This window comes from Burkholderia guangdongensis (genome assembly GCF_013403875.1).
GTDB classification, from domain to species: Bacteria; Pseudomonadota; Gammaproteobacteria; order Burkholderiales; family Burkholderiaceae; genus Burkholderia; species Burkholderia guangdongensis.
The window spans coordinates 79,490-103,246 of record NZ_JACBNX010000008.1 but is presented as its reverse complement, the minus strand read 5'-3'; the positions used below and the strand labels follow the sequence as shown (position 1 = coordinate 103,246).

Below are 23,757 nucleotides of genomic sequence, written 5' to 3'. Positions count from 1 at the left end.
GCGCCCCCATGTCGAATGTACCTAAAAGTCCCGCCGCGCCGCGGGCCGACGCGCGCTCGAAAGCGCACCCGGACGGTGCACGCGCGCAGCCGGCGAAGCCCGCGACGCCGGACCCGCGCGCGCCGCGCGCCGAACGTGTGCCGAACCCCGGGCGTACGCCGAACCCTGAACGTACGCCGAACCCCGGACGTACGCCGAACCCTGAACGTGCGCCGAATCCCGGGCGTGCGCCGAACCCTGAACGTGCGCCCAGGCCGGCCCCGAATCCCGTCCCGCCGATCACGTTCCCCGAAAGCCTGCCCGTGTCGGGAAAGCGCGACGAAATCGCGCGCGCGATCGCCGGTCATCAGGTTGTCATCGTCTGCGGCGAGACCGGCTCCGGCAAGACCACGCAGCTCCCGAAAATCTGTCTCGCGCTCGGCCGCGGCCTCGGCGCCGGCGGCACCGGCCTGATCGGCCACACGCAGCCGCGCCGGCTCGCCGCGTCGTCGACCGGGCGGCGCATCGCCGAGGAGCTCGGCACGCCGTTCGGCGAAGTCGTCGGCTACAAGGTGCGCTTCACCGACAATCTCGCGCGCGGCGCGTCGGTCAAACTGATGACGGATGGCATCCTGCTCGCGGAGACGCAGGCCGATCCGCTGCTGCGCGCGTACGACACGCTGATCATCGACGAGGCGCACGAGCGCAGCCTGAACATCGACTTCCTGCTCGGCTACCTGAAGCAGATCCTGCCGAAGCGCCCGGACCTGAAGCTGATCGTCACGTCGGCGACGATCGACGCCGACCGCTTCGCGCGCCACTTCGGCACCGACGACAAACCCGCGCCGGTGATCGAGGTCAGCGGCCGGCTGTATCCGGTCGAGATGCGCTACCGGCCGGTCGCCGAGGATCGTCCGGCCGTCAAAAACGCGGAAGGCACCGCGAGCCGAGACCGTGTGAAGACCGCGCGCGAGGCCGAGCGCGACCTGATGGACGCGATCGTCGACGCGGTCGACGAGCTGTGCCGCGAAGGCCCCGGCGACGTGCTCGTGTTCCTGCCCGGCGAGCGCGAGATCCGCGACGCGGCCGAGGCGCTGCGCAAGCACCATCCGCCGCACACGGAAATCCTGCCGCTGTTCGCGCGGCTGTCGGCCGCCGAGCAGGACAAGGTGTTCAAGGCGTCGAACGCGCGCCGGATCGTGCTCGCGACGAACGTCGCCGAGACGTCGCTGACCGTGCCCGGCATCCGCTACGTCGTCGATACCGGCCTCGCGCGCGTGAAGCGCTATTCGTACCGGAACAAGGTCGAGCAACTGCAGGTCGAGGCGGTGTCGCAGGCGGCCGCGAACCAGCGCGCGGGCCGCTGCGGCCGCGTCGCGGACGGCGTCTGCATTCGGTTGTACGAAGAAAGCGATTACGTCGCGCGGCCGCGCTTCACCGATCCGGAAATCCTGCGCTCGTCGCTCGCGTCGGTGATTCTGCGGATGAAATCGCTGCATCTGTCGGCGATCGAATCGTTCCCGTTCCTCGAGCCGCCGCCGGGCCGCGCGATCGCGGACGGTTATCAACTACTGAACGAGCTCGGTGCGGTCGACGACGACAACGAACTGACGCCGCTCGGCCGCGAGCTCGCGCGGCTGCCGCTCGATCCGCGCGTCGGCCGGATGATCCTGGCCGCGCGCGACCAGCAGTCGCTACGCGAGGTGCTGATCATCGCGAGCGCGCTGTCGGTGCAGGATCCGCGCGACCGGCCGCTCGAGGCTCAGGAGCAGGCGGACCAGGCGCATCGCCGCTTCGCGGACGAGCGTTCCGAATTCATGCAGTGGCCGCGGATCTGGGCGTGGTTCGAGGACGCGGTCGCGCACAAGAAGTCGAATCGTCAGCTCGTCGACGCGTGCCGGCAGAACTTCCTGTCGCACCTGCGGCTGCGCGAGTGGCGCGACGTGCATTCGCAGCTGCTGACCGTCGTGCGCGAGCACGGCTGGCGGCTCAACGATGCGGAGGCGACGTTCGAGCAGATCCATCTCGCGCTGTTGACCGGCCTGCTCGGCAACCTCGGGCTGAAGGCCGACGACGAGCCGTACTTTCTCGGCGCGCGCGGGATCAAGTTCCATCTGTGGCCCGGCTCGTCGCTCGCGAAGAAGGCGGGGCGCTGGGTGATGGCGGCCGAGCTCGTCGAGACGAGCCGCCTGTACGCGCGCGGGATCGCGAAGATCGAGCCCGAGTGGGTCGAGAAGGTCGGCGCGCATCTGCTGAAGCAATCGCTGTCGGAGCCGCACTGGGAGAAGCGCCCCGCGCAGGTCAGCGCGTTCGAGCGCGCGACGCTGTACGGGCTCACGATCTACGCGCGGCGGCGCGTCGCGTTCGGCCGGCAGGATCCGGCGCGCGCGCGCGAGCTGTTCATCCGCGGCGCGCTGGTCGACGGCGAGTTCGACACGAAGCTCGCGTTTTTCGCGCACAACCGCAAGCTGCTCGCGGACATCGAGCAGCTCGAGCACAAGTCGCGCCGGCAGGACGTGCTCGTCGACGACGAGCTGATCTTCGCGTTCTACGATCAGGCGCTTCCCGACGGCATCCACACCGGCGCCGCGTTCGAGCGCTGGTATCGCGACGAGGTGAAGAAGAGCGGGCAGCCGGAGGACAAGCTGCGCCTGCTGTACCTGTCGCGCGACGACCTGATGCGCCACGAGGCGGCCGGCGTGACGACCGAGCTGTTCCCGAAGCGCGCGACGATGGCGGGTGTCGAGATGGCGCTCGCGTACCACTTCGAGCCCGGCGCGCCGCGCGACGGCGTGACGCTCGCGGTGCCGCTGTTCGCGCTGAACCAGGTCGACGCGCGCCGCTGCGAATGGCTCGTGCCGGGGATGCTGAAGGAGAAGGTGCAGTTGCTGCTGAAGTCGCTGCCGCAGAAGCTGCGCCGTCATTGCGTGCCGTTGCCGGACTACGCGGCGGGCTTCGTCGATAGAATGGGGCGCGAGCGCTTCGGCGGCGGCGGGCTCGTCGAGGCGCTGATCGCCGACGTGCGGGCAGAGACGCAGATCGCGATGAAGACGAGTGACTTCAAGCTCGAGACGTTGCCCGCGCACCTGTTCATGAACTTCAAGGTGATCGACGAGCACGGCCGCCAGCTCGCGATGGGGCGCAATCTCGCGCAGTTGCGCGCGGAGCTCGGCGCGCAGGCGCAGCAGCAGTTCCAGAAGATCGCGGCGGCGTCGACGATGGTCGCGGCCGGCCTGGGTGCGGGCGACGATGCCGGCGACGGGTCGTTTGCCGCGCAGCGCGACGGCGGCGCGTCGGTGGGCGCGGCGAACGGCGGCACGAACGGCGGCACGAACGGGGGCACGAACGGGGGCACGAACGGGCGCGCGAACCGTGACATGAAGGGCGCGGCCCCCGGCCGCGCGAAAGGCGGTCCGGCCCCGCAAACCTCCGTGCAAACGGCCGCGACGTCCGACGCCGGCGCGACCGCGCTGTACGAGAACCTGACGACGTGGAACTTCGGCAAGCTGCCTGAGCTGCTCGAGATCCGCCGGCGCGGCCAGACGCTGTTCGGTTATCCGGCGCTCGTCGATCGCGGCACGCACTGCGACGTCGAGGTGTTCGATTCGCCGGAGGAAGCCGCGCGGATTCATCGCGCGGGGCTGCGGCGCCTGTTCGCGCTGCAGCTGAAGGAGCCGATCAAGTATCTGGAGAAGAACCTGCCGGGGCTGCGCGAGATGGCGATGCAGTACATGTCGCTCGGCACGCAGGACGAGCTGCGCGACCAGCTGATCGACACCGCGCTCGACCGCGCGTGCCTGCAGGATCCGCTTCCCGTCGATGACGCGAGCTTCCACGCGCGCCGCGACGAGGGCAAGAGCCGCCTGAACCTGCTCGCGCAGGAGATCGCGCGTCTCGTCGGACAGATCCTCGCCGAATATGCGGGGCTCGCGAAGAAGCTCGCGCAGGCAAAGCCGTTCGCGGCCGCGCACGCGGATCTGCAGCAGCAGCTCGCGGCGCTCGTCGGCAAGCGTTTCGTGATCGATACCCCATATTCGCAGCTCGCGCACTTCCCGCGCTACCTGAAGGGGATCGCGCTGCGGATCGACAAGCTGAAGGCCGACGCCGCGCGCGATGCGCGCCAGTTCGCCGACCTGCAGCCGCTCGCGCAGCAGTACCAGCGCGCGCTGTCGCAGCGTGGCGGCGTGGCCGATCCGCGGCTCGCGGAGTTCCGCTGGCTGCTGGAGGAACTACGGATCTCGCTGTTCGCGCAGGAGCTGCGCACGCCGATGCCGGTGTCGGTGAAGCGTCTGCACAAGGTCTGGGAGTCGATGCAGCGCTGACGGGTCGCGTCAAGATGGCACAGCCGTGGAAACCGTCAACCGGGAGCCCGGTCGGACGTTTACAATAACGCCTGTTCCTCGATGCGAATCTCCATGCGCCATTTCCTCTCTCTCGGCCGAGCGCTTGCGCTGGCCGCCGCTGTGCTGGCGCCCGCCGCGCACGCGAATAACGTGATCGTCCTCAATTCGGCCGAAGCGACGCTGTCGCTGATCGATCAGCAGACCCACCAGGTCGTCGCCACGATGCCGACCGGCAAGGAGCCGCATCACCTGATGGCGACGCCGGACGGCTCGTCGCTGATCGTCGCGAATTCGGTGTCGAACAGCCTGATGTTCCTCGATCCGAAGACGGGCAAGCTGCAGCGCACCGTCGAGGGGATCGAGGATCCGTACCAGCTCGGCTTCTCGCCCGACCACAAGTGGTTCGTGTCCGCGGGCCTGCGGCTGGACCGCGTCGACATCTACCATTATGACGGCCACGATCTGACGCTCGCGAAGCGCGTGCCGCTCGCGACGATGCCGAGCCACCTCGCGTTCTCGAACGACAACAAGACGGTTTACGTGACGCTTCAGGTGTCGGGCGAGCTCGCGGCGATCGACCTCGCGACGCAGACGGTCAAGTGGAAAATGCCGGTCGGCAAGACGCCGGCGGGCCTGTGGTTCACGCCGGGCAACAAGTACCTGCTGATCGGGATGACGGGCGCCGATTACGTCGCGGTCGTCGATCCGGTCAAGCGCGAGGTCGTGAAGACGATCCATACCGGCAAGGGTGCGCACAACTTCCGCTCGCTCGCGGACGGCACGCACGTCGCGGTCACGAACCGGGTCGCGAGCACGATCAGCATCATCGACGAGAACACGCTGACGAACGTCGGCGACATCACCGGCCTGTTGCCGGGCCCCGACGACATGGAGCTGTCGGCCGACAAGAAGACGCTGTGGGTCACGTTCCGCTTCGCGAAGAAGGTCGGCGTGATCGATCTGCCGTCGCGCAAGCTGATCCAGACGATTTCGGTCGGCCGCTCGCCGCACGGGATCTACTTCTACGATCGTGCGCCGTGGACGGCGCCGAACGGCGCGTGACGCGCGAAGGGGCCGGATCGTGTTCCACCTGATCGCCGCCGCGCTCGACGGGTTCGTGTCGAACCTGCAGACGTGGCTGTACGTCGACGTCGTGCAGCCGCTGCTGTTCAAGTTCAACCTGATGGACTACGACGAGGACACGTACGACGCGCTGTACTGGGTGATCGTCGGCGCGCTGCAGGTGGTCGCGATGGTCGCGCTGCTGCGTCCGCTCGAGGCGCTGCTGCCGGTCGAGCGGTGGCGCGACCGCCGCGCGGTGCGTGTCGACGTGCTGTACACGCTGATCTCGAAGCTCGGCATCTTCACGCTGTTCTTCTTCTTCACGTTCCAGCCGCTGTTCGACAATTTCCAGGCATGGCTGCACCTGCGCGGCGTCGACAACTTCAACCTCGATTACATCTGGCCCGGCGTCACGTCGAAGCCGCTCGTCACGTTCGCGATCTACGTGATCGTGCTCGATTTCGCCGGCTACTGGTATCACCGCTGGCAGCACAAGATCGGCATCTGGTGGGAGCTGCACGCGGTTCATCACAGCCAGCGGCAGATGTCGCTGTGGTGCGACGACCGCAACCATCTGCTCGACGACGTGATCCAGGCGTCGTTCTTCGCGGCGATCGCGCTCGTGATCGGCGTGCCGCCGTCGCAGTTCGTCGTGCTGACCGCGCTGACGAACTTCCTGCAGAGCATCCAGCACCTGAACGCGCGCGTGTCGTTCGGCCGGCTCGGCGAGCGGCTGCTCGTGAGCCCGATGTTCCATCGCCGCCACCACGCGGTCGGCTACGGCCACGAAGGCACGAAGTACGGCTGCAACTTCGGCGTGCTGTTTCCGTGGTGGGACATGCTGTTCGGCACCGCGTCGTGGAACCGCACGGTCGAACCGACCGGGATCCGCGAGCAGATCGAAGGCGTGTCGTACGGCGACGGCTTCTGGGCGCAGCACGCGCTCGCGTTCGCGCGGATCTTTCGCCGGCTGTTCCCGTCGAAGAAGGGCGGCGCGGCATCGGCCTGATGCGTTCGCGCGGTTGCCGCCGCCGATCGCGGCCCGCGTGCGCATGCGTGTGAGCATGAGCGCGTCCGGGCCGCGTGGTTTATCCTTTCCCCATTTTCCTCGTCGAGACGGGCCCGCATGAACGACCTGCTGCGCTCCTTCGTCCGCGCGTTCGCGAGTGCGTTGCACCCGCGGATGCTGTGGCTCACCTTCATGCCGTTCATCGTGGCCGCGGTCGGCTGGGGCGTGCTGCTCTGGCTCACGTGGCAGCGGCTCGTCGACGGCGCGCGCGCCGCGCTCGACGGCTTCGCGCTGACCGCGATGCTGTACCGGATGTTCGACGCGATCGGCCTGCCGCAACTGCACGCGGTCGTCGCGCCGTTCGTCGTCGTGTCGCTCGCGATTCCGCTGATCGTGCTGACCGTGCTGCTGCTGATCGCGACGCTGTCGATGCCGGCCGTCGTCAAGCATCTGGCCGGGCGCCAGTTCGCGGCGCTCGAGGCGAAGCGCGGCGGCACCTGGTTCGGCAGCGCGTTCAATGCGCTGTGGGCCGCGCTCGCGGCGGTCGTGCTGCTCGTCGTCACGGTGCCGCTGTGGCTGATTCCGCCGTTCTTCGCGCTGCTGCCGCCGCTGATCTGGGGCTGGCTCACGTATCGCGTGATGACCTACGACGCGCTCGCGCAGCACGCGAGCCGCGACGAGCGCGCGGCGGTGCTGAGCCGGCATCGCTGGCCGCTGCTCGGCATCGGAATCGCGACGGGGCTGCTCGGCACGGTGCCGACGTTCGTCTGGGTGTCGTCGGTCTGGACGATGGTGCTGTTTCCGTTCGTCGCGGCCGCGATGATCTGGGTCTACGCTTTCATCCTGGTGTTCTCCGCGCTGTGGTTCGGGCACTACTGCCTGCGCGCGCTGGAGGACCTGCGCGCGGCGCCGCGCGCGACGACGATCGACATGGGGCACGCATGAGCATCGGCATCATCATCATCGGCGACGAGATCCTGTCCGGCCGCCGTCAGGACAAGCATCTGGCGAAGCTCATCGCGCTGCTCGGCGCGCGCGGGCTCGCGCTCGACTGGGCCGAGTATGTCGGCGACGATCCGGCGCGGATCACCGCGACGCTCAAACGCACGTTCGCGTCGCACGACATCGTGTTCTCGACCGGCGGGATCGGCGCGACGCCGGACGACCATACGCGCCAGTGCGCGGCCGCCGCGCTCGGCGTGCCGCTCGAGCTGCATCCGGACGCGAAGGTGCTGATCCAGGAGCGGATCCGCGAAGTGCACGCCGATACCCACACCAATTCGTCGACGCCCGTCGACTACGATTCGGCGGACAACCAGCACCGGCTGAACATGGGCGTGTTCCCGCGCGGCGCGTCGATCATCCCGAACGGCTACAACAAGATTCCGGGCTTCTCGGTCGGCGATCACCATTTCGTGCCGGGCTTCCCGGTGATGGCGTGGCCGATGATCGAGTGGGTGCTCGACACGCGCTACGCGCATCTGCACCACGCGACGCCGCATGCGGAGCGCTCGCTCTTCGTGTTCGAACTGCCGGAATCGACGCTGACGCCGCTGATGGAGAAGATCGAGCACGATTTCCCGGGCGTGCGCGTGTTCAGCCTGCCGAGCGTCGGCGATGCGGAGCGGGGCGGCATCTACGCGCGCCGCCATATCGATCTCGGCGTGAAGGGCGAGCCTGAGGCGGTCGCGGCCGCGTTCGTGAAGCTGCGCGAAGGCGTGCATCTGCTCGGCGGCGACATCGTCGAGCCCGACGCGCCGCGCGGCTGAACGGCCGATTCTCTCCGCGAAATCCGCGAAAAACGCAACGGGCCGCACAACGCGGCCCGTCATCCACCTGTCATCCGGATGTCATCGCGCGGCTCGACGATGACGCGACGCGTGGCTACGCGCCGATCCACGGCAGCTTGTGCCGGCACCAGCCGTCGACCGTCTTCCGGTGGCCTTCGCCGTCCTTGCCGCCCTCGAAGCCTTCGAGCAGGTCGTACGCTTTCGTGAAGCCGGCCTGCATGGCCGCGACCGCGGCGAGCTTCGAGCGCGCGGCGCTGCGGCACAGGAACAGGATCGGCGTGCCGGGTTGCATGGCGGCCTGCAGTTGCGCGATGAAGTCGGGATTCGGCACGCCGCCCGGGTAGCGCGTCCATTCGATGTGCACGTACTGGCCGTCGCCGACCAGCGGGCGGCCGACCCAGTCGAGCTCGGCGCGCGTGCGCACGTCGACGAGGCGCGCGGACGGGTCGAGCTGCAGCAGTTCGAACGCCTCGGCCGGCAGCAGCGCGCCGGCGTAGTTCAGCGAGCCTTGCGCGCGGCGTTCGTCGGCCTTCGCGTAAAGCTGTTCGAGCGTGGTCATTGCAGGAGGTCTCCGTATCGATCAAACGAACATTCTAGCGCGGCGCCCGCCACCCGCCGACCGGCCCGGCGACGACGCGACGCGCACACGCAAGCCCGGAAAAGGTGCAAAATGACGCGCTCGCCCCAATACGGGGCTTTCCCGGTGCGGGGCGGCAGTGATTGCACCAACATTGTGCGTCAGTCGGCTTGCCCGTCGCGCGCGAAGCGCCGGAATTGCGCGGCGAAGCCCCGTCCCGGCGTGCATCAGCGCGGCCTGCGCCGATCTGGCGCATGCATGGCATGGAAGCTGCTATATAGATTCGGTCGAATCGGTGCGCGGTTCGCTGGCGCGCCGACCAGCTCGATAAAGGAGGCGGTCCCAGTCCGCCTGTATTTGTTCAATCAGGAGAAGAGGTTATGACTAAAACCGTCGGCGACGTGATGCAGCTCGTGAAGGATGAGGATGTCAAATTTATCGATTTCCGCTTCACGGATACGCGCGGCAAGGAGCAGCACGTGTCGGTGCCGGTGTCGGCGTTTGGCGACGACAAGTTCGAGAGCGGCCATGCGTTCGACGGCTCGTCGATCGCCGGCTGGAAGGGCATCGAAGCATCGGACATGCTGCTGATGCCGGATCCGAACGCCGCGTTCATCGACCCGTTCTATGAGGAATCGACGCTCGTCCTGACCTGCGACGTCGTCGAGCCGGCCGACGGCAAGGGCTACGAGCGCGATCCGCGCTCGCTCGCGAAGCGCGCCGAAGCGTACCTGAAGAGCACGGGCCTGGGCGACACGGCCTACTTCGGTCCGGAGCCGGAATTCTTCATTTTCGACTCGGTGCAGTGGAACACCGACATGTCGGGCACGTTCGTGAAGATCAACTCGGAAGAAGCGCCGTGGTCGTCGGCGAAGGAATTCGAAGGCGGCAACACGGGCCACCGTCCGGGCACGAAGGGCGGCTACTTCCCGGTCGCGCCGGTCGACTCGTTCCAGGACATGCGTTCGGAAATGTGCCTGCTGCTCGAGCAGATCGGCATTCCGGTCGAAGTGCACCACCACGAAGTCGCGGGCCAGGGCCAGAACGAAATCGGCACGAAGTTCTCGACGCTCGTCGAGCGCGCCGACTGGACGATCTGGTCGAAGTACATCATCCAGAACGTCGCGCACTCGTACGGCAAGACGGCGACGTTCATGCCGAAGCCCGTCGTCGGCGACAACGGCTCGGGCATGCACGTGCACCAGTCGATCTGGAAGGACGGTCAGAACCTGTTCGCGGGCAACGGCTACGCCGGCCTGTCGGAGCTCGCGCTGTACTACATCGGCGGGATCATCAAGCACGCGCGCGCGCTGAACGCGATCACGAACCCGGGTACGAACTCGTACAAGCGTCTCGTCCCGCACTTCGAGGCACCGGTCAAGCTCGCGTACTCGGCGCGCAACCGTTCGGCGTCGATCCGGATTCCGCACGTGTCGAATCCGAAGGGCCGCCGTATCGAGACGCGCTTCCCGGATCCGCTGGCGAACCCGTACCTGTGCTTCTCCGCGCTGATGATGGCGGGTCTCGACGGCATTCAGAACAAGATCCATCCGGGCGAAGCCGCGGACAAGAACCTGTACGACCTGCCGCCGGAAGAGGATGCAAAGATCCCGACCGTCTGCGCGGGCCTCGACCAGGCGCTCGAAGCGCTCGACAAGGATCGCGAGTTCCTGACGCGCGGCGGCGTGTTCACCGACGGCCTGATCGATGCGTACCTCGGCCTGAAGGAGCAGGAACTGGCGAAGTTCCGCATGACGACGCATCCGGTCGAGTTCGAGATGTACTACTCGCTGTAAGCGGCGATGGCGCTTCGACGCATCCGCGACCGAAGCGCCGCCGTTCCGGCGAGCCTGCGCCGTGCGTGCGCGACGCAGGCAGCGGACACTGAAAGGGGACGGCGCCCAGCCGTCCCTTTTTTGTTCCACGAATATTTTGGGGCGCGTGTCGAGCGCGATATGCACGCAAGATGGTCCTGAAGAATCTGATCAAGGCGAGGTTGGGCCAGCCCGAGCGTCTGACGGAAGACGAGCGGCTCGCGCGGTCCGGTCTGCTGGCCGGGCTCGAGGCGTTGCCGACGGTCGTGCTCGTGCTCGACCGCAAGACGCTCGAGATCGCATTCGCGAACCCGTCCGCGGAGGCGATGCTCGCGATCTCGCGCCGGCAGCTCGCGCAGCGGCCGTGGGGCGAGATCTTCCCGAACGCGAGCGAGCTCGCGGCGACGATCACCGCGATCGGCGAGGAGCGCTTCCACGCGACGCATCTCGACACCGTGCTCGACCGGCCCGGCCGCGAGCCGCTGCACGTGCACGCGATCGTCGGCTTCCTCGAGACCGCTCAGGACTTCGTGCTCGTCGAGCTGTTCGAGAACGAACGGCAGTCGCGTACCGACCGCGAGGAACGGATCCACGACCTGACCGCGGTCAACAAGCAGCTGATCCGCAACCTCGCGCACGAGATCAAGAATCCGCTCGGCGGCATCCGCGGCGCCGCGCAGTTGCTCGAGTTCGAGCTCGGCGAGCGCGAGCGCGGCGAGCTGCGCGAGTACACGCAGGTGATCATCAAGGAGTCCGACCGGCTGCAGACGCTCGTCGATCGGCTGCTCGAGCCGCACCGGCATCCGCACATCGTCGGCGACGTGAACATCCACGAGGTCTGCGAGCGCGTGCGCGCGGTGATGCTCGCGGAGTTTCCGCGTGGGCTGTCGATCGAGCGCGACTACGACGTCAGCGTGCCCGACCTGCGCGGCGACAAGGAACAGCTGATCCAGGCGCTGTTGAACATCGTGCGCAATGCCGCGCAGGCGCTGCGTGAGCGGATCGCGCAGGGCGACGCGCGGATCGCGCTGCGCACGCGGATCGCGCGCAAGGTCACGATCGCGAAACGGCTGTACAAGCTGGCACTGGACTTGCGTGTGATCGACAACGGGCCCGGCATCCCCGACGAGATTCGCGACCGGATCTTCTATCCGCTCGTGTCCGGGCGCGAGGACGGCAGCGGCCTCGGCTTGACGCTCGCGCAGACGTTCGTGCAGCAGCACGACGGGATGATCGAGGTCGAGAGCCGGCCCGGGCGCACCGAGTTTCAGATTTTGCTGCCGCTGGACCATTGAGCGGCCCACCGCTTTACCGATACTTCTGACCGACCTATGAAGCCGATCTGGATAGTAGACGACGACCAATCGATCCGCTGGGTGCTCGAAAAGGCGCTCGCCCGCGAGAGCTTCGCGACGAAGAGCTTTTCGAACGTGCGCGACGCGCTCGCCGCGCTCGACCATGAGACGCCGCAGGTGCTCGTGTCCGACATCCGGATGCCGGGTGGCTCGGGCCTCGAGCTGTTGCAGGCGATGCACGACCGGCTGCCGGGGCTGCCGGTGATCATCATGACCGCGTTCTCCGATCTCGACAGCGCGGTTGCGGCGTTCCAGGGCGGCGCGTTCGAATATCTCGCGAAGCCGTTCGACGTCGACAAGGCGGTCGAGCTGATCCGCCGCGCGGTCGAGGAGAGCCTGCGCGGCGGCGCGCCGGCCGACGACCGCGTCGCCGAGGCGCCCGAGATGCTCGGCCAGGCCCCCGCGATGCAGGACATGTTCCGCGCGATCGGCCGGCTGTCGCACTCGGCCGCGACGGTGCTGATCACCGGCGAATCGGGCACCGGCAAGGAGCTCGTCGCGCGCGCGCTGCATCGGCATAGCCCGCGTGCGAACGGGCCGTTCATCGCGCTGAACACAGCGGCGATTCCGAAGGATCTGCTGGAATCCGAACTGTTCGGCCACGAGCGCGGCGCGTTCACCGGCGCGCAAACCACGCGCCAGGGCCGCTTCGAGCAGGCGGAGAACGGCACGCTGTTCCTCGACGAAATCGGCGATATGCCGTTCGACCTGCAGACGCGACTGTTGCGCGTGCTGTCGGACGGCCAGTTCTATCGCGTCGGCGGGCACAGCCCGCTGCGCGCGAACGTCCGGGTGATCGCGGCGACGCACCAGAATCTCGAATCGCGCGTGCGGCAGGGGCTGTTTCGCGAGGATCTGTATCACCGGCTCAACGTGATCCGCCTGCGGCTGCCGCCGCTGCGCGAGCGGTCCGAGGACATTGCGCTGCTCACGCGGCACTTCCTGCAGAAGAGCGCGCGCGATCTCGGCGTCGAGCCGAAGCGCGTGTCGGACGACGCGCTCGCGTACCTGACGTCGCTGTCGTTTCCCGGCAACGTGCGGCAGCTCGAGAACCTTGCGAACTGGCTGACGGTGATGGCGCCCGCGCAGACGGTCGAGATCAAGGATCTGCCGCCGGATCTCGTGCCGCTGGGGGCCGCCGGGTCAGGTACGCCGGGCATGCCGGGCGCGGCGACGGCCGAGTTGGCCGATGCGGCGGGCGCGGGCACGGACGCGGCGTCGGCGGGTTCGCCGGCCTTCGGCGTCGGTGGCGCGCCGGTTGCGGCCGCCGGGGCTGTAACCGGCGCGGCACCGAACAGCGGCGCTGCCGGCGGCTATCCGATGTGGGAGCACGGACTGCGCACCGAAGTCGCGCGGCTGTTGCGCGAGAACTCGGCCGACGTGATGGACGAGCTCGCGCGCCGCTTCGAGGCCGCGGTGATTCGCGAGGCGCTCGATTTCACGCGCGGGCGGAAGGTCGAGGCGGCGGAACGGCTCGGCATCGGCCGCAACACGATCACGCGCAAGATCCAGGAGCTGCATCTGGAGTCGTAAGTGCGCGGTGAGCGTGCGGTGAGTGTGTCGCACGGAGCAAGAAGAACGGGGCGCCTGTGGCGCCCCGTTTTGCGTGAATCCGCCGGATCAGACAGCCGGCGGATCGATTTGCGCGACGACCGGCGTATGGTCGGACGGCTGCTCCCACGTGCGCGGCGTGCGGTCGACTTCGCATGACGAGCAGGCGTCGGCGAGCGGAGGCGACAGCAGGATATGGTCGATCCGCAGGCCCGCATTGCGGCGGAACGCGAACATCCGGTAGTCCCACCACGTGAAGGTTTTTTCAGGCTGCTCGAAACGGCGGAACGCGTCGACGAGCCCGAGCCCGACGAGCTGCGCGAAATGCGCGCGCTCCTGCGGCGACACGAGATTCTGGCCTTCCCATTTCGCGGGATCGTGGACGTCGCGGTCTTCGGGCGCGATGTTGTAGTCGCCGAGCAGCGCGAGCTTCGGGTAGCGCGCGAGTTCGTCGCGCAGCCACGCGTTCAGCGCGTCGAGCCACTGCATCTTGTACGTGAATTTGTCGGAATCGAGCGCCTGGCCGTTCGGGAAGTACGCGGAGATGATCCGCGCGCCGGCGATCGTCACCGCGATCACGCGTTGCTGCGGATCGTCGAAGCCGGGGATGTTGCGCACGACGTCCGTTTCTTCGTACGGCAGCGTGTCGCGCGCGAGGATCGCGACGCCGTTGTAGGTCTTCTGGCCCGCGAACCAGCAGCGATAGCCGGCCGCTTCGAGATCGGCGCGCGGGAATTTCTCGTCGGGGAGCTTCAGCTCCTGCAGACACAGCACGTCGGTCTGGCTCTGCGCGAGCCAGTCGAGCACGTGCTGCTTGCGGACGTTGAGCGAGTTGACGTTCCAGGTGGCGATTTTCATGGACGGAAGGGAAGTGTGCGGAAGGCCGCCATCTTACCGCGCGCGATGAAAAAACCGTGGGATGCAGAAAACGGAGAAAAGTATTGACGTGAGTGCTTAACAACCCTATACTTTTATTTCTCTGACGCGGGGTGGAGCAGTCTGGCAGCTCGTCGGGCTCATAACCCGAAGGTCGTAGGTTCAAATCCTACCCCCGCAACCAAGCATTACGTAAAAAGCCCTGATTTCACGCTGAAATCAGGGCTTTTTGCTTTCCGGGCGGTGCTACGCGCGTTGCGAAAACCGAGGCCGATCAGCGACGCATTCCGCCCTGACTTCGATAGTTTTGCTCATATGTCTCCTTTCGGCATGGCACGAGAATCCCACCGTTTGGTGCGGGCCGCCTGGTAAAGCATGGCAAGCGTGATCGGTTCACGTTGGAATGTGTGGGGTTTTCGCATGACCCACCGCTGGAACAGCGAATACAGCAGTCCCTCACCTTCCATAAGAAAGTAACGGTGAAAATCGAAGTCGCCCGGATCGACCTCGAACCGTTCAAAAAAATGACCCATGAGATCGTTGGCTTCGTCGCCGGTCTGGCCAAGGTCTTCCCGGAGCCTTGTGTTATGGGTCAAGGGTTTCGACGGGCCAAGGCCAACCTCCGTCCGCACGAACGCTGTCACCGCGTCCCAGGATACGTTCTCCATCAGAGCACCCGGTCCTCGGGCTTGGCCAATCGGTTGTATTTGACAACCGTGTTGCGGACGATCATGAACGCGTCGCGTGCGAGCAGCACCCACCCTAACCCGGGCACCGCCCGACCGACGAACACGCTCAGCTTGCGGGTCAAAATGATGCGGAAGGACTTGATGCTTTCCAGCGTGAGTGTTGGAAGGACGCGCCGCTTCAACTGGAAACGGAAGAGCGAGCGCGCCATGACGGAGGCAACGGACGTTCCTTTAGTTGCTCCGGCAAACTTTCCGCGTGTTGGGAGGATTGGCCAGCCGGATAGAACCAGGACAACGCCCTCGATGTCGTTGATTCCAATCTGCTCGCACGTTTCCTGTGCTGCGATGAAAAAGAACAGTTCAGCCGGCGTCAGATCCGAGTGGCCAGCATACATGTAGGTGTTCGCCATATTTATTCATATGAAATAGGACGGCGCGGCCATTCTAGCAGGCGCAAGTTCGCGCCGACTACGACTGCAACAAAGCAGGCGCTTGTCTCGATTACTGGGTTTTTGTACAGTATCGACACCGTGAACGCGACCCTCGTCCCCTCTGCCGATCCGTCCGCGCCGCTTCCGAGCGACGCGCCGCCGCCGCCGCGCGCGCGCAAGATCATCCATTGCGATTGCGACTGCTTCTACGCGTCGGTCGAAATGCGCGACGATCCGTCGCTGCGCGGCCGTCCGCTCGCGGTCGGCGGCCGCCCGGACCAGCGCGGCGTGATCGCGACCTGCAACTACGACGCGCGTCGGTTCGGCGTACATTCGGCAATGTCGTCCGCACTCGCGATGCGCAAGTGTCCCGATCTTCTGATCCTGCCGCCCGCGATGGACAAGTACCGCGCCGCGTCGCGGCTGATCATGGCGATCTACCGCGACTACACGCCCGACGTCGAGCCGCTGTCGCTCGACGAGGCGTATCTCGACGTGAGCCGCACCGAACGCTGCCAGGGCAGCGCGACGTTGATCGCGCGCGAGATCCGCGAGCGCGTGCGCGACACGGTCGGCGTGACGGTGTCGGCGGGCGTTGCGCCGAACAAGTTCATCGCGAAGATCGCGTCCGACTGGAACAAGCCGGACGGCCTGTTCGTCGTGCGGCCGCACGAGGTCGACGCGTTCGTCGCCGCGCTGCCGGTGCGCAAGCTGCACGGTGTCGGCAAGGTCACCGCGGCGCGGCTAGAGAAGCTCGGCATCGAAACTTGCGCGCAGTTGCGCACGTGGTCGCTGTTCGATCTGCATCACGCGTTCGGCGCGTTCGGGCGGCGCCTGTTCGAACTGTCGCGCGGGATCGACGATCGGCCTGTCGACGCCGACCAGGAGCGCAAATCGGTCAGCGTCGAGACGACCTACGTGACCGACCTGACGACGCTCGATCAATGCGCGGCCGAGATTCGCAAGCTGACCGGCCAGCTCGACGCGCGGATCGCGCGCGCGGGCGCCGCGCGGTCGATCCGCAAGCTGTACGTGAAAATCCGCTTCGCCGATTTCCGGCGCACGACGGTCGAATGCGTGGCCGACGCGACGAGCGTCGATACCGCGCTCGTGCTGCTCGCGAAGGGCTTCGCGCGGCGCGCGCAGCCGGTGCGGCTGCTCGGCGTCGGCGTGCGGATCGACGAGGATACGCCCGAGCGGCACGGGCAGATCGCGCTGTTCGAGGAGCCCGAACCGCCGGGGAGATAACAAAAGCACCGCCGAATTCAGCTGCAATTCGCGAGTATCAATTCGCCAACTGCAACTCGCGGTGCTTTTCCCGATGCCGGCGCGAAGCGGGCGGGCTCAGTGCGCGGGCGCGGCCATCCCGCTGTGACGCAGCAGCGCGTCGATCTCCGGTTCCCGGCCGCGGAACGCCTTGAAGGAGTCCATTGCCGGCCGGCTGCCGCCGACCTCGAGGATCTCGCGGCGATAGCGTGTGCCGGTCGCCACGTCGAGCACGCTGCCGCTCGCCTTCGCGGCTTCCTCGAACGCCGCGTACGCGTCCGCCGACAGCACCTCGGCCCACTTGTAGCTGTAGTAGCCGGCGGCATACCCGCCCGCGAAGATGTGGCTGAACGTGTTCGGCCAGCGCGAGAACGGCGCCTGCGGGATCACGTGGAAGCGCTCGTTGATCTCGCGCGCGAAGTCGTTCACGCCGAGCGCGCCGGCCGGATCGAAGTCGACGTGCAGCAGCATGTCGAACATCGAGAACACGATCTGCCGCAGCGTGCCGAGCCCGCTCTGGAAGTTCTTCGCGGCGAGCATCTTGTCGAACAGCTCGCGCGGCAGCGGCAACCCGGTGTCGACGTGCGACGACATCGACGTCAACACGTCCCACTCCCAGCAGAAGTTCTCCATGAACTGCGACGGCAGCTCGACCGCGTCCCACTCGACGCCGTTGATGCCGGACACGCCGAGCTCGTCGACGCGCGTCAGCATGTGATGCAGCCCGTGGCCGAACTCGTGGAACAGCGTGATCACCTCGTCGTGCGTGAAGCATGCGGGCTTGCCGCCGACCGGTGCGGAGAAGTTGCAGGTCAGGTATGCGACCGGCGTCTGCACGTCGCCGCCGCGCTTCGCGCGCGAGCGCGCGTCGTCCATCCATGCGCCGCCGCGCTTGCCTTCGCGCGCGTACAGGTCGAGATAGAACTGCGCGACGAGCGAGCCGTCGCGGTTCTCGACGCGGAAGAAGCGCACGTCCGGGTGCCAGACCGGCGCGTCGTCGGGCTTGATCCGCACGCCGAACAGCGTTTCGGTGACGGTGAACAGGCCCTTCAGCACGGCCGGTTCCGGGAAATACTGCTTGACCTCGTTCTCCGAGAACGCGTAGCGCTGCTCGCGCAGCTTCTCCGCCGCATAGGCGACGTCCCACGGCGCGAGTTCGGCGAGGCCGAGCTCGTTCGCGGCGAACGCGCGCAGCTCGTCCCAGTCCTGTTCCGCATGCGGACGCGCGCGCACCGCGAGATCCTCGAGGAACGCGATGACCTGCGCGGGCGATTCGGCCATCTTCGGCGCGAGCGACACCTCCGCGAAGTTCCGGTAGCCGAGCATCTGCGCTTCCTCGCGACGCAGCTTCAGTTCGTCGGCGACGATCCCGGTGTTGTTCCAGTCGATCTTGCCGCCGCCGTACTGCGGGCCGAGCTCCGACGCGCGCGTCGTGTACGCGCGGTACAGCGTCTCGCGCATCGCGCGATTGTTCGCGTACTGCAGCACCGGGAAGTACGATGGGAAGTGCAGCGTGAATTTCCAGCCGTCCTTGCCATCCTTCTGCGCGGCTTCGCGCGCGGCCTCGATCGCGTCGGCGGGCAGCCCGGCGAGCTCGTCCTCGCTGGGCGCGAAGTACGCGTAACCGTTCGTCGCGTCGAGCACGTGATCGGAGAACGCTTTCGACAGCGCCGCCTGCCGCTCCTGCAGCTCGGCGAAACGCGGCTTCTGGTCTTCGGGCAGCTCGGCGCCCGACAGGCGGAAGTCGCGCAGCGCGTTGTCGAGGATCTTCTTGCGCTCGACGGTGAGCGTCGCGTATTCGGCGCTTGCGGCGATCGCCTTGTACTTCTCGTACAGCGCGAGATTCTGGCCGACGCTCGACCAGAATTCGGTCACGCGCGGCAGGTTCTCGCCGTAAGCGACGCGCAGCTCGGCGGTGTCGGCCACCGCGTTCAGATGGCCGACGACGCCCCACGCGCGGCCGAGCGGCTCCGTCGCGCGTTCGACCGTCTCGACGACGTCGCCCCACGTCGCCGGCGTGCCGGGCGCGCTGGCGGCGTCGACCGCGCGGTTCGCGGCGTCGAGCAGCGCGTCCAGCGCGGGCGTTACGTGGTCGGGACGGATTTCGCCGAAGCGGGGCAGGCCCGAGAAATCGAGAAGCGGATTGGTGTTGGCGCTGGCGGACATAGGACTCCCTGTCTTGTGGCGTGTTGGGCCGGGATGGTAAGGCGAGCGGGCGCCGTGGCGCCCGATACCGACATTATTGGGGCGCATCGCGCGGTTTCCAATCGATAGTTTCTAACGGCGCGATTGGGGCGCGCGTGAGGATCGGGGCCGGCGTGCGGTGGCGGGCTGCCGCGTCGCGCGCGATCGAGGACGGGATCGCGCGCGTGGCGCGTGGAAGAGGGTGATGGCGGGGCGCGATGTGGGCCGCTATGTGGACAGAGACGCGGGCCGATATGCAGGCTGCGATACGGGTTGCGATACGGGCTGAAATGCGGGCTGAAATGCGGGCCGAGATGCGAACCGACATGCGGGATACGACCTGCGCCGATGCGTGCCTACCGGACGCATGCGGTCGGCCCGCGCGCCGGCGGGCGGAAAGGCTCAGGCCGCAGCCGCCCGCTCGGCCGCTTCGATCGTATTGATCAGCAGCATCGTGATCGTCATCGGGCCGACGCCGCCCGGCACCGGCGTGATGTGGCCGGCGACTTCCTTCACGCCCTCGAAGTCGACGTCGCCGCACAGCTTGCCGGCGTCGTCGCGGTTCATGCCGACGTCGATCACGGTCGCCCCCGGCTTCACCATGTCGGCGGTCACGATGTTGCGCTTGCCGACCGCGGCGACCACGATGTCGGCTTCACGCGTGTGCGCGGCAAGATCGCGCGTCTTGCTATGGCAGATCGTGACGGTCGCGCCCGCTTCGAGCAGCATCATCGCCATCGGCTTGCCGACGATGTTCGAGCGGCCGATCACGACCGCGTTCGCGCCCGACAGCGCAATGCCGTGCGCTTCGAACATCTTCATCACGCCGTACGGCGTGCACGGACGGAACAGCGGCTTGCCGGTCATCAGCGCGCCGGCGTTCGCGACGTGAAAGCCGTCGACGTCCTTGCCGGGCGCGATCGCCTCGATCACCTTGTGGCTGTCGATGTGCTTCGGCAGCGGCAACTGCACGAGAATCCCGTGGATCTTCGGATCGCGGTTCAGCGCATCGATGCGCGCGAGCAGGTCGGCCTCGGACAGCGTCGCCGGATAGCGATCCTTCAGCGAGAAGAAGCCGTTGTCCTCGCACGCCTTGATCTTGTTGCGTACGTAGACTTCGCTCGCCGGGTTGTCGCCGACGAGAATCACGGCGAGGCCGGGCTGGTGGCCGCGCGCGGTCAGCGCGGCGGCGCGTGCGGCGGCTTCGGCGCGCAGGGTCTTCGAAAGGGCGTTGCCGTCGATCAGAAGGGCTGTCATCGTGGGGTTCTGCTAGCAGGTTGGGAGGCGGGGCGTGCGGCGCCGAGGTTGCGTCGCAGCAAAACACGGAATTATACCGTTCGCTTGTCGCCGTCCGACGGGGAATGCGCATGAAGCGCCATCGGCGCCGCCGGGGAGGCGGCGCAACGGGCGTGGGCGACCGGACCGGCGGTGCGGATCGGGCCGGGCGCTTGAGCCGGATGAGTGGCCCGAATGTTTGGCCCGAATGTTTGGCCCAGACGGCACCGTGCCCGACGTCGAACCGGCCGGCAGGCGCCGGCCCGCCGGCCCGTGGCGGCGCTTACGCCTGCTTCTTCGACAGCGCGAGGCGCAGCAGGTCGGCGACCGTGTTGACGTTGAGCTTTTCCATGATGTTCGCGCGGTGCGCCTCGACCGTCTTGATGCTGATGCCGAGATCGTCGGCGATCTGCTTGTTCAGGCGGCCGGCGATGATCCGCTCGAGCACCTGCTGCTCGCGCGCGGTCAGCTTCGACAGGCGCTCGCTCGCCGCGCGCTGCTCCTGGACGCTCTTGCTCTCGCTGCGGGCCTTGTCGAGCATCCGCTCGACGAGCTTGCGCAGCTCCGCCTCGTCGAACGGTTTCTCGATAAAGTCCATCGCGCCTTTCTTCATCGTCGACACGGCCATCGGCACGTCGCCATGGCCCGTCACGAAGATGATCGGCAGCGCGGCATTGTCGGCGATCAGGCGTTCCTGCAACTCGAGCCCGCTCATCCCCGACATTCGCACGTCGAGAATCAGGCACGCAATCTGGCCGGCCTGCTGCGTCGGCTGATAGGCATCGATGAACTGCTCGGCGCTCGAGAAGCATTGCACGCGATAGCCGTTCGCCTCCAGCAGCCAGCGCAGCGAATCGCGCACGGCCTCGTCGTCGTCGACAACAAAGACGGTTTCCTGAGTGGTGGTGACAGGGCTATTCATAGTTCTCCCGTAACAGTTGTGATGCCGATGGCTCAGACCCCCCACGGCCGAGATCCTCGGGTTCCCCAATGGGCAGACTGCAGTGGAACGTCGCGCCGGAAATCCGGCCGTCCGGCTCGACGTTGTTCACCACCCACAGACGCCCGCGATGCGATTCGATGATCGACCGGCAGATGTTCAACCCCATCCCCATGCCGTCCGATTTGGTACTGTAAAAGGGCTCGAACAAGCGCTCGGCGGTCGCTTCGTCGACGCCCGGCCCCTGATCGATCACGCGGATGTCGACGAAGCCCGAGTCGATGGTCGCGGTCACGCGGATCGTGCCGTCCACGGACGGCAGCTTCACGTCGGCCATCGCCTCGGCGGCGTTTTTCATCAGGTTCACGAGCACCTGCTCGATCAATACGGGGTCGACATAAATGATAGGCATTCTTGCGAGGATTTCCGTGACGATCCGGATCCGTCGCTTTCTCGCCTCGATTTCCGCGAGCCCGATCGCGTCCGCGACGATGTCCGCGACGCGCGCCGGCTGCCGTTTCGGCTCGCTGCGCTTCACGAACTCGCGAATCCGCTTCACGATCATCCCGGCGCGCAGCGCCTGCTGCGCGGTCTTCTCGAGCGCCGGCTGCAGCGTCTCGGGCGTGCCGCGGCCGCTCTTCACGAGCGCGAGCGTGCCCGAGCAGTAGTTGTTGATCGCGGCGAGCGGCTGGTTCAATTCGTGCGCGATCGACGACGCCATCTCGCCCATCGTCATCAGCCGGCTCGTGAACTGCAGCTTCTCCTCCTGCTGGTGCGCGAGCTCCTGCGCCTTCTTGCGCGTCGTGATGTCGGTCGCGATCTGCATCTGCGCGAGGTGGCCGTCGACCCACTGGATGTACTGGCGGCGCACCTCGAACCACTTCTGGATGCTGTCGACGTACACCTCCTGCGCGTCCGCGCTGCCGTCCGTCAGCACGGCGGCGGGCAGGCCCGCGAACGTGTCGACCTTGTCGATCGAGTCGAACGACGTCTGCGTGCGGTCGAAGCCGCCGCCGGACAGCTCGAGGTGGCCGTCCGGGCGAATCCCGAACAGATGGCGGTAGTAGCGGTTCGCGAACAGCAGCTCGGCCTTGTCCGACGCGAGCACCGACACCGCCGCGTCGAGGCTTTCGAGCACGGTCGTGAAGCGCTCGTGCGCGGCGGCGAGCTCCTCGCGCGCGCGTTTCGGCTCGGTGATGTCGGTCATCGACGACATCCAGCCGGTCTGCCGGCCCGAACTGTCGATCAGCGGCGATACGTAAAGCCGCGCGTGGAACAGCGTGCCGTTCTTGCGCCGCACGCGCAGCTCGAAGCCGGAGCTCGGCGCCTTGCCGCGCAGCGTCATGTCGAGCTGGCGCTGCATTTCCGGGTACGCGTCGCGCGGCCAGTACGGGAACGGCGCGGTCTTGCCGACGAGATCGCTCTCGTCCCAGCCGGTCATCCGGCAGAACGCCGGGTTCACGTGCGTGATGCGGCCGTGCATGTCGAGCACGCGCATGCCGATCAGCACCGAATTCTCCATCGCGCGGCGGAAGAACGCCTCCGCGTACAGCGCCTGCTGCGCCTCGAAACGCTGCCGCGTGTGCTTCCACAGGCTCCAGAGGCTCCACAGCACGAAGCACGACAGCCCCGCGACGAGCCAGACGAGCGTATTGTTCGTCAGGTTCGTCAGCTGCGGGAACGCATACACGCGCACGGTCAGCCCCTGGCCGGGCGGGTCGAGCGGCAGGTCGTAGTGCGAGTCGCGCGGCAGGCGCGGCCGCGACGACGTCGACGACAGCTCGCGGTTGTTCGCGTCGGTGATCGAGATCTTGTACTTCGACGACAGCTCGGCCGGGATGTCGTGCTTCAGGATCCCCTCGACCGAGAACACGGCCGCGATCGAGCCGAGGTAGTCGCGGTCGCGGACCACGGGCGTCTGCAGCGTCAGGTAGCCGTTGCCGAAGTCGTCGTAGAGGAGCGGGGAGTAGACCTGGCGGCGCGTGTCGCGGGCTTGCGCATATTGGCTGCGGATCGCATCCTGCATCTGCGCGTCGTTCGGCCGGTTGAGCCGCTGGCCGAGCGCGGGCGGCTGCAGGTTCGGCCAGCGCTGCGTGCCGGGCGCGGTGTACCAGTTCAGGTAGAGGATCTCGGGGTGCGTCTGCATCACGTCCGCGACGGCCATCTGGAAGCCGTGCTGGTCGAGGCGGCCCGATGCGAGATCGCGCGACAGCGCCTGCAATTGCTCCTGCGCGCCCGTCATCGACAGGCGGATCTGCTGCTGCGCCCACGCGACGTTGCGGAACAGCGTGTCCTCTTGCTGCTGCTGTTCGCGGCGGTTCAGGCTCCATAGAATGAGGCTCATCACCACCAGGAAAACGAGGATCGACAGAAGCGGCGTGAGCAAATACGAATTGGACCACCACGGTCCGTGGTGCCAGCGGGCCGGCTGCGAGTCCGCCGATGGGCCGGACTTTCGCGCCGAGCGTGCGAAAAGCCGATCGGTCAACATGGCAGGATTGTAGCGCAGCGCAATTAAGGGAAAACCTATACGGGACGGGTTGAACGGAAACGAATTTGTCGGACGACCTGACAACGGCATGCCAGATTTCGAGGGTGCGCCGCGCTTATTTTTTG

Annotated in this window: 16 protein-coding genes, 1 tRNA gene and 1 pseudogene; 10 read left to right on the top strand and 8 right to left on the bottom strand. The window is 67.0% G+C overall.

Annotated features, from left to right (window positions below):
* Positions 1-8 precede the first annotated feature (8 nt).
* The 5 genes from hrpA (at position 9) to HZI36_RS09750 (ending at position 8,162) form a co-directional block, all read left to right on the top strand.
* Positions 9-4,301 carry an ATP-dependent RNA helicase HrpA gene (gene hrpA, locus HZI36_RS09770; RefSeq protein WP_179402450.1) on the top strand — a complete coding sequence of 1,431 codons (4,293 nt, stop codon included), beginning with the start codon at positions 9-11 and terminating at the stop codon, positions 4,299-4,301.
* A gap of 93 nt (positions 4,302-4,394) precedes the next feature.
* Positions 4,395-5,384, top strand: a complete 990-nt coding sequence (locus HZI36_RS09765; RefSeq protein WP_179402449.1) for a YVTN family beta-propeller repeat protein — start codon at positions 4,395-4,397, stop codon at positions 5,382-5,384.
* A gap of 19 nt (positions 5,385-5,403) precedes the next feature.
* On the top strand, positions 5,404-6,393 hold the full coding sequence (locus HZI36_RS09760) for a sterol desaturase family protein (protein ID WP_179402448.1): 990 nt from the start codon (positions 5,404-5,406) through the stop codon (positions 6,391-6,393).
* A gap of 117 nt (positions 6,394-6,510) precedes the next feature.
* The gene (locus HZI36_RS09755) at positions 6,511-7,338 is read left to right on the top strand and encodes an EI24 domain-containing protein (RefSeq protein ID WP_179402447.1); all 828 of its coding nucleotides are present in this window, start codon (positions 6,511-6,513) and stop codon (positions 7,336-7,338) included.
* The gene (locus tag HZI36_RS09750) at positions 7,335-8,162 is read left to right on the top strand and encodes a competence/damage-inducible protein A (RefSeq protein ID WP_179402446.1); all 828 of its coding nucleotides are present in this window, start codon (positions 7,335-7,337) and stop codon (positions 8,160-8,162) included. The genes HZI36_RS09755 and HZI36_RS09750 overlap by 4 nt, the downstream gene beginning before the upstream one ends.
* Before the next feature lie 115 nt (positions 8,163-8,277).
* Here HZI36_RS09750 and HZI36_RS09745 read toward each other — a convergent pair whose 3' ends face one another.
* Positions 8,278-8,742 carry a rhodanese-like domain-containing protein gene (locus tag HZI36_RS09745; protein WP_179402445.1) on the bottom strand — a complete coding sequence of 155 codons (465 nt, stop codon included), beginning with the start codon at positions 8,740-8,742 and terminating at the stop codon, positions 8,278-8,280.
* A gap of 398 nt (positions 8,743-9,140) precedes the next feature.
* Here HZI36_RS09745 and glnA point away from each other — a divergent pair, with 398 nt between their 5' ends.
* From glnA to ntrC, 3 genes are all read left to right on the top strand, one after another.
* A complete protein-coding gene (gene glnA / locus HZI36_RS09740; RefSeq protein WP_179402444.1) occupies positions 9,141-10,556 on the top strand; it encodes a type I glutamate--ammonia ligase in 1,416 nt (471 codons plus the stop codon).
* A gap of 170 nt (positions 10,557-10,726) precedes the next feature.
* Positions 10,727-11,869 carry a nitrogen regulation protein NR(II) gene (gene glnL, locus HZI36_RS09735; protein WP_179402443.1) on the top strand — a complete coding sequence of 381 codons (1,143 nt, stop codon included), beginning with the start codon at positions 10,727-10,729 and terminating at the stop codon, positions 11,867-11,869.
* 36 nt (positions 11,870-11,905) lie between these two features.
* A complete protein-coding gene (gene ntrC, locus HZI36_RS09730) occupies positions 11,906-13,462 on the top strand; it encodes a nitrogen regulation protein NR(I) (RefSeq protein ID WP_179402442.1) in 1,557 nt (518 codons plus the stop codon).
* Between the two features lie 87 nt (positions 13,463-13,549).
* On the opposite strand, the gene xth is transcribed toward ntrC, so the two are convergent.
* A complete protein-coding gene (xth, locus tag HZI36_RS09725; RefSeq protein ID WP_179402441.1) occupies positions 13,550-14,338 on the bottom strand; it encodes an exodeoxyribonuclease III in 789 nt (262 codons plus the stop codon).
* A 125-nt stretch (positions 14,339-14,463) separates the two neighbouring features.
* Between xth and HZI36_RS09720 the strand changes: the two genes are divergently transcribed.
* Positions 14,464-14,540: transfer RNA gene (locus tag HZI36_RS09720), tRNA-Met, on the top strand.
* Positions 14,541-14,667: 127 nt separating this feature from the next.
* On the opposite strand, the gene HZI36_RS09715 is transcribed toward HZI36_RS09720, so the two are convergent.
* Both HZI36_RS09715 and HZI36_RS09710 read right to left on the bottom strand, forming a co-directional pair.
* Entirely contained in the window at positions 14,668-15,024 is a 357-nt protein-coding gene (locus tag HZI36_RS09715; RefSeq protein WP_179402440.1) for a DUF1493 family protein, read from the bottom strand.
* Positions 15,024-15,455, bottom strand: a complete 432-nt coding sequence (locus HZI36_RS09710; RefSeq protein WP_218883776.1) for an STM2901 family protein — start codon at positions 15,453-15,455, stop codon at positions 15,024-15,026. Before HZI36_RS09710 ends, HZI36_RS09715 begins: the two co-directional genes overlap by 1 nt.
* A gap of 90 nt (positions 15,456-15,545) precedes the next feature.
* Between HZI36_RS09710 and dinB the strand changes: the two genes are divergently transcribed.
* On the top strand, positions 15,546-16,724 hold the full coding sequence (dinB, locus tag HZI36_RS09705; protein ID WP_179402510.1) for a DNA polymerase IV: 1,179 nt from the start codon (positions 15,546-15,548) through the stop codon (positions 16,722-16,724).
* 96 nt (positions 16,725-16,820) lie between these two features.
* Here dinB and HZI36_RS09700 read toward each other — a convergent pair whose 3' ends face one another.
* The 4 genes and pseudogenes from HZI36_RS09700 to fixL form a co-directional block, all read right to left on the bottom strand.
* The gene (locus tag HZI36_RS09700; RefSeq protein WP_179402439.1) at positions 16,821-18,908 is read right to left on the bottom strand and encodes a M3 family metallopeptidase; all 2,088 of its coding nucleotides are present in this window, start codon (positions 18,906-18,908) and stop codon (positions 16,821-16,823) included.
* 420 nt (positions 18,909-19,328) lie between these two features.
* Entirely contained in the window at positions 19,329-20,183 is an 855-nt protein-coding gene (gene folD / locus HZI36_RS09695) for a bifunctional methylenetetrahydrofolate dehydrogenase/methenyltetrahydrofolate cyclohydrolase FolD (protein WP_179402438.1), read from the bottom strand.
* Between the two features lie 301 nt (positions 20,184-20,484).
* Positions 20,485-21,123, bottom strand: a complete 639-nt coding sequence (gene fixJ / locus HZI36_RS09690; RefSeq protein ID WP_179402437.1) for an oxygen response regulator transcription factor FixJ — start codon at positions 21,121-21,123, stop codon at positions 20,485-20,487.
* A pseudogene (fixL, locus tag HZI36_RS09685) lies at positions 21,120-23,632 on the bottom strand (oxygen sensor histidine kinase FixL). The gene fixJ and the pseudogene fixL overlap by 4 nt, the downstream one beginning before the upstream one ends.
* Positions 23,633-23,757: the final 125 nt, after the last annotated feature.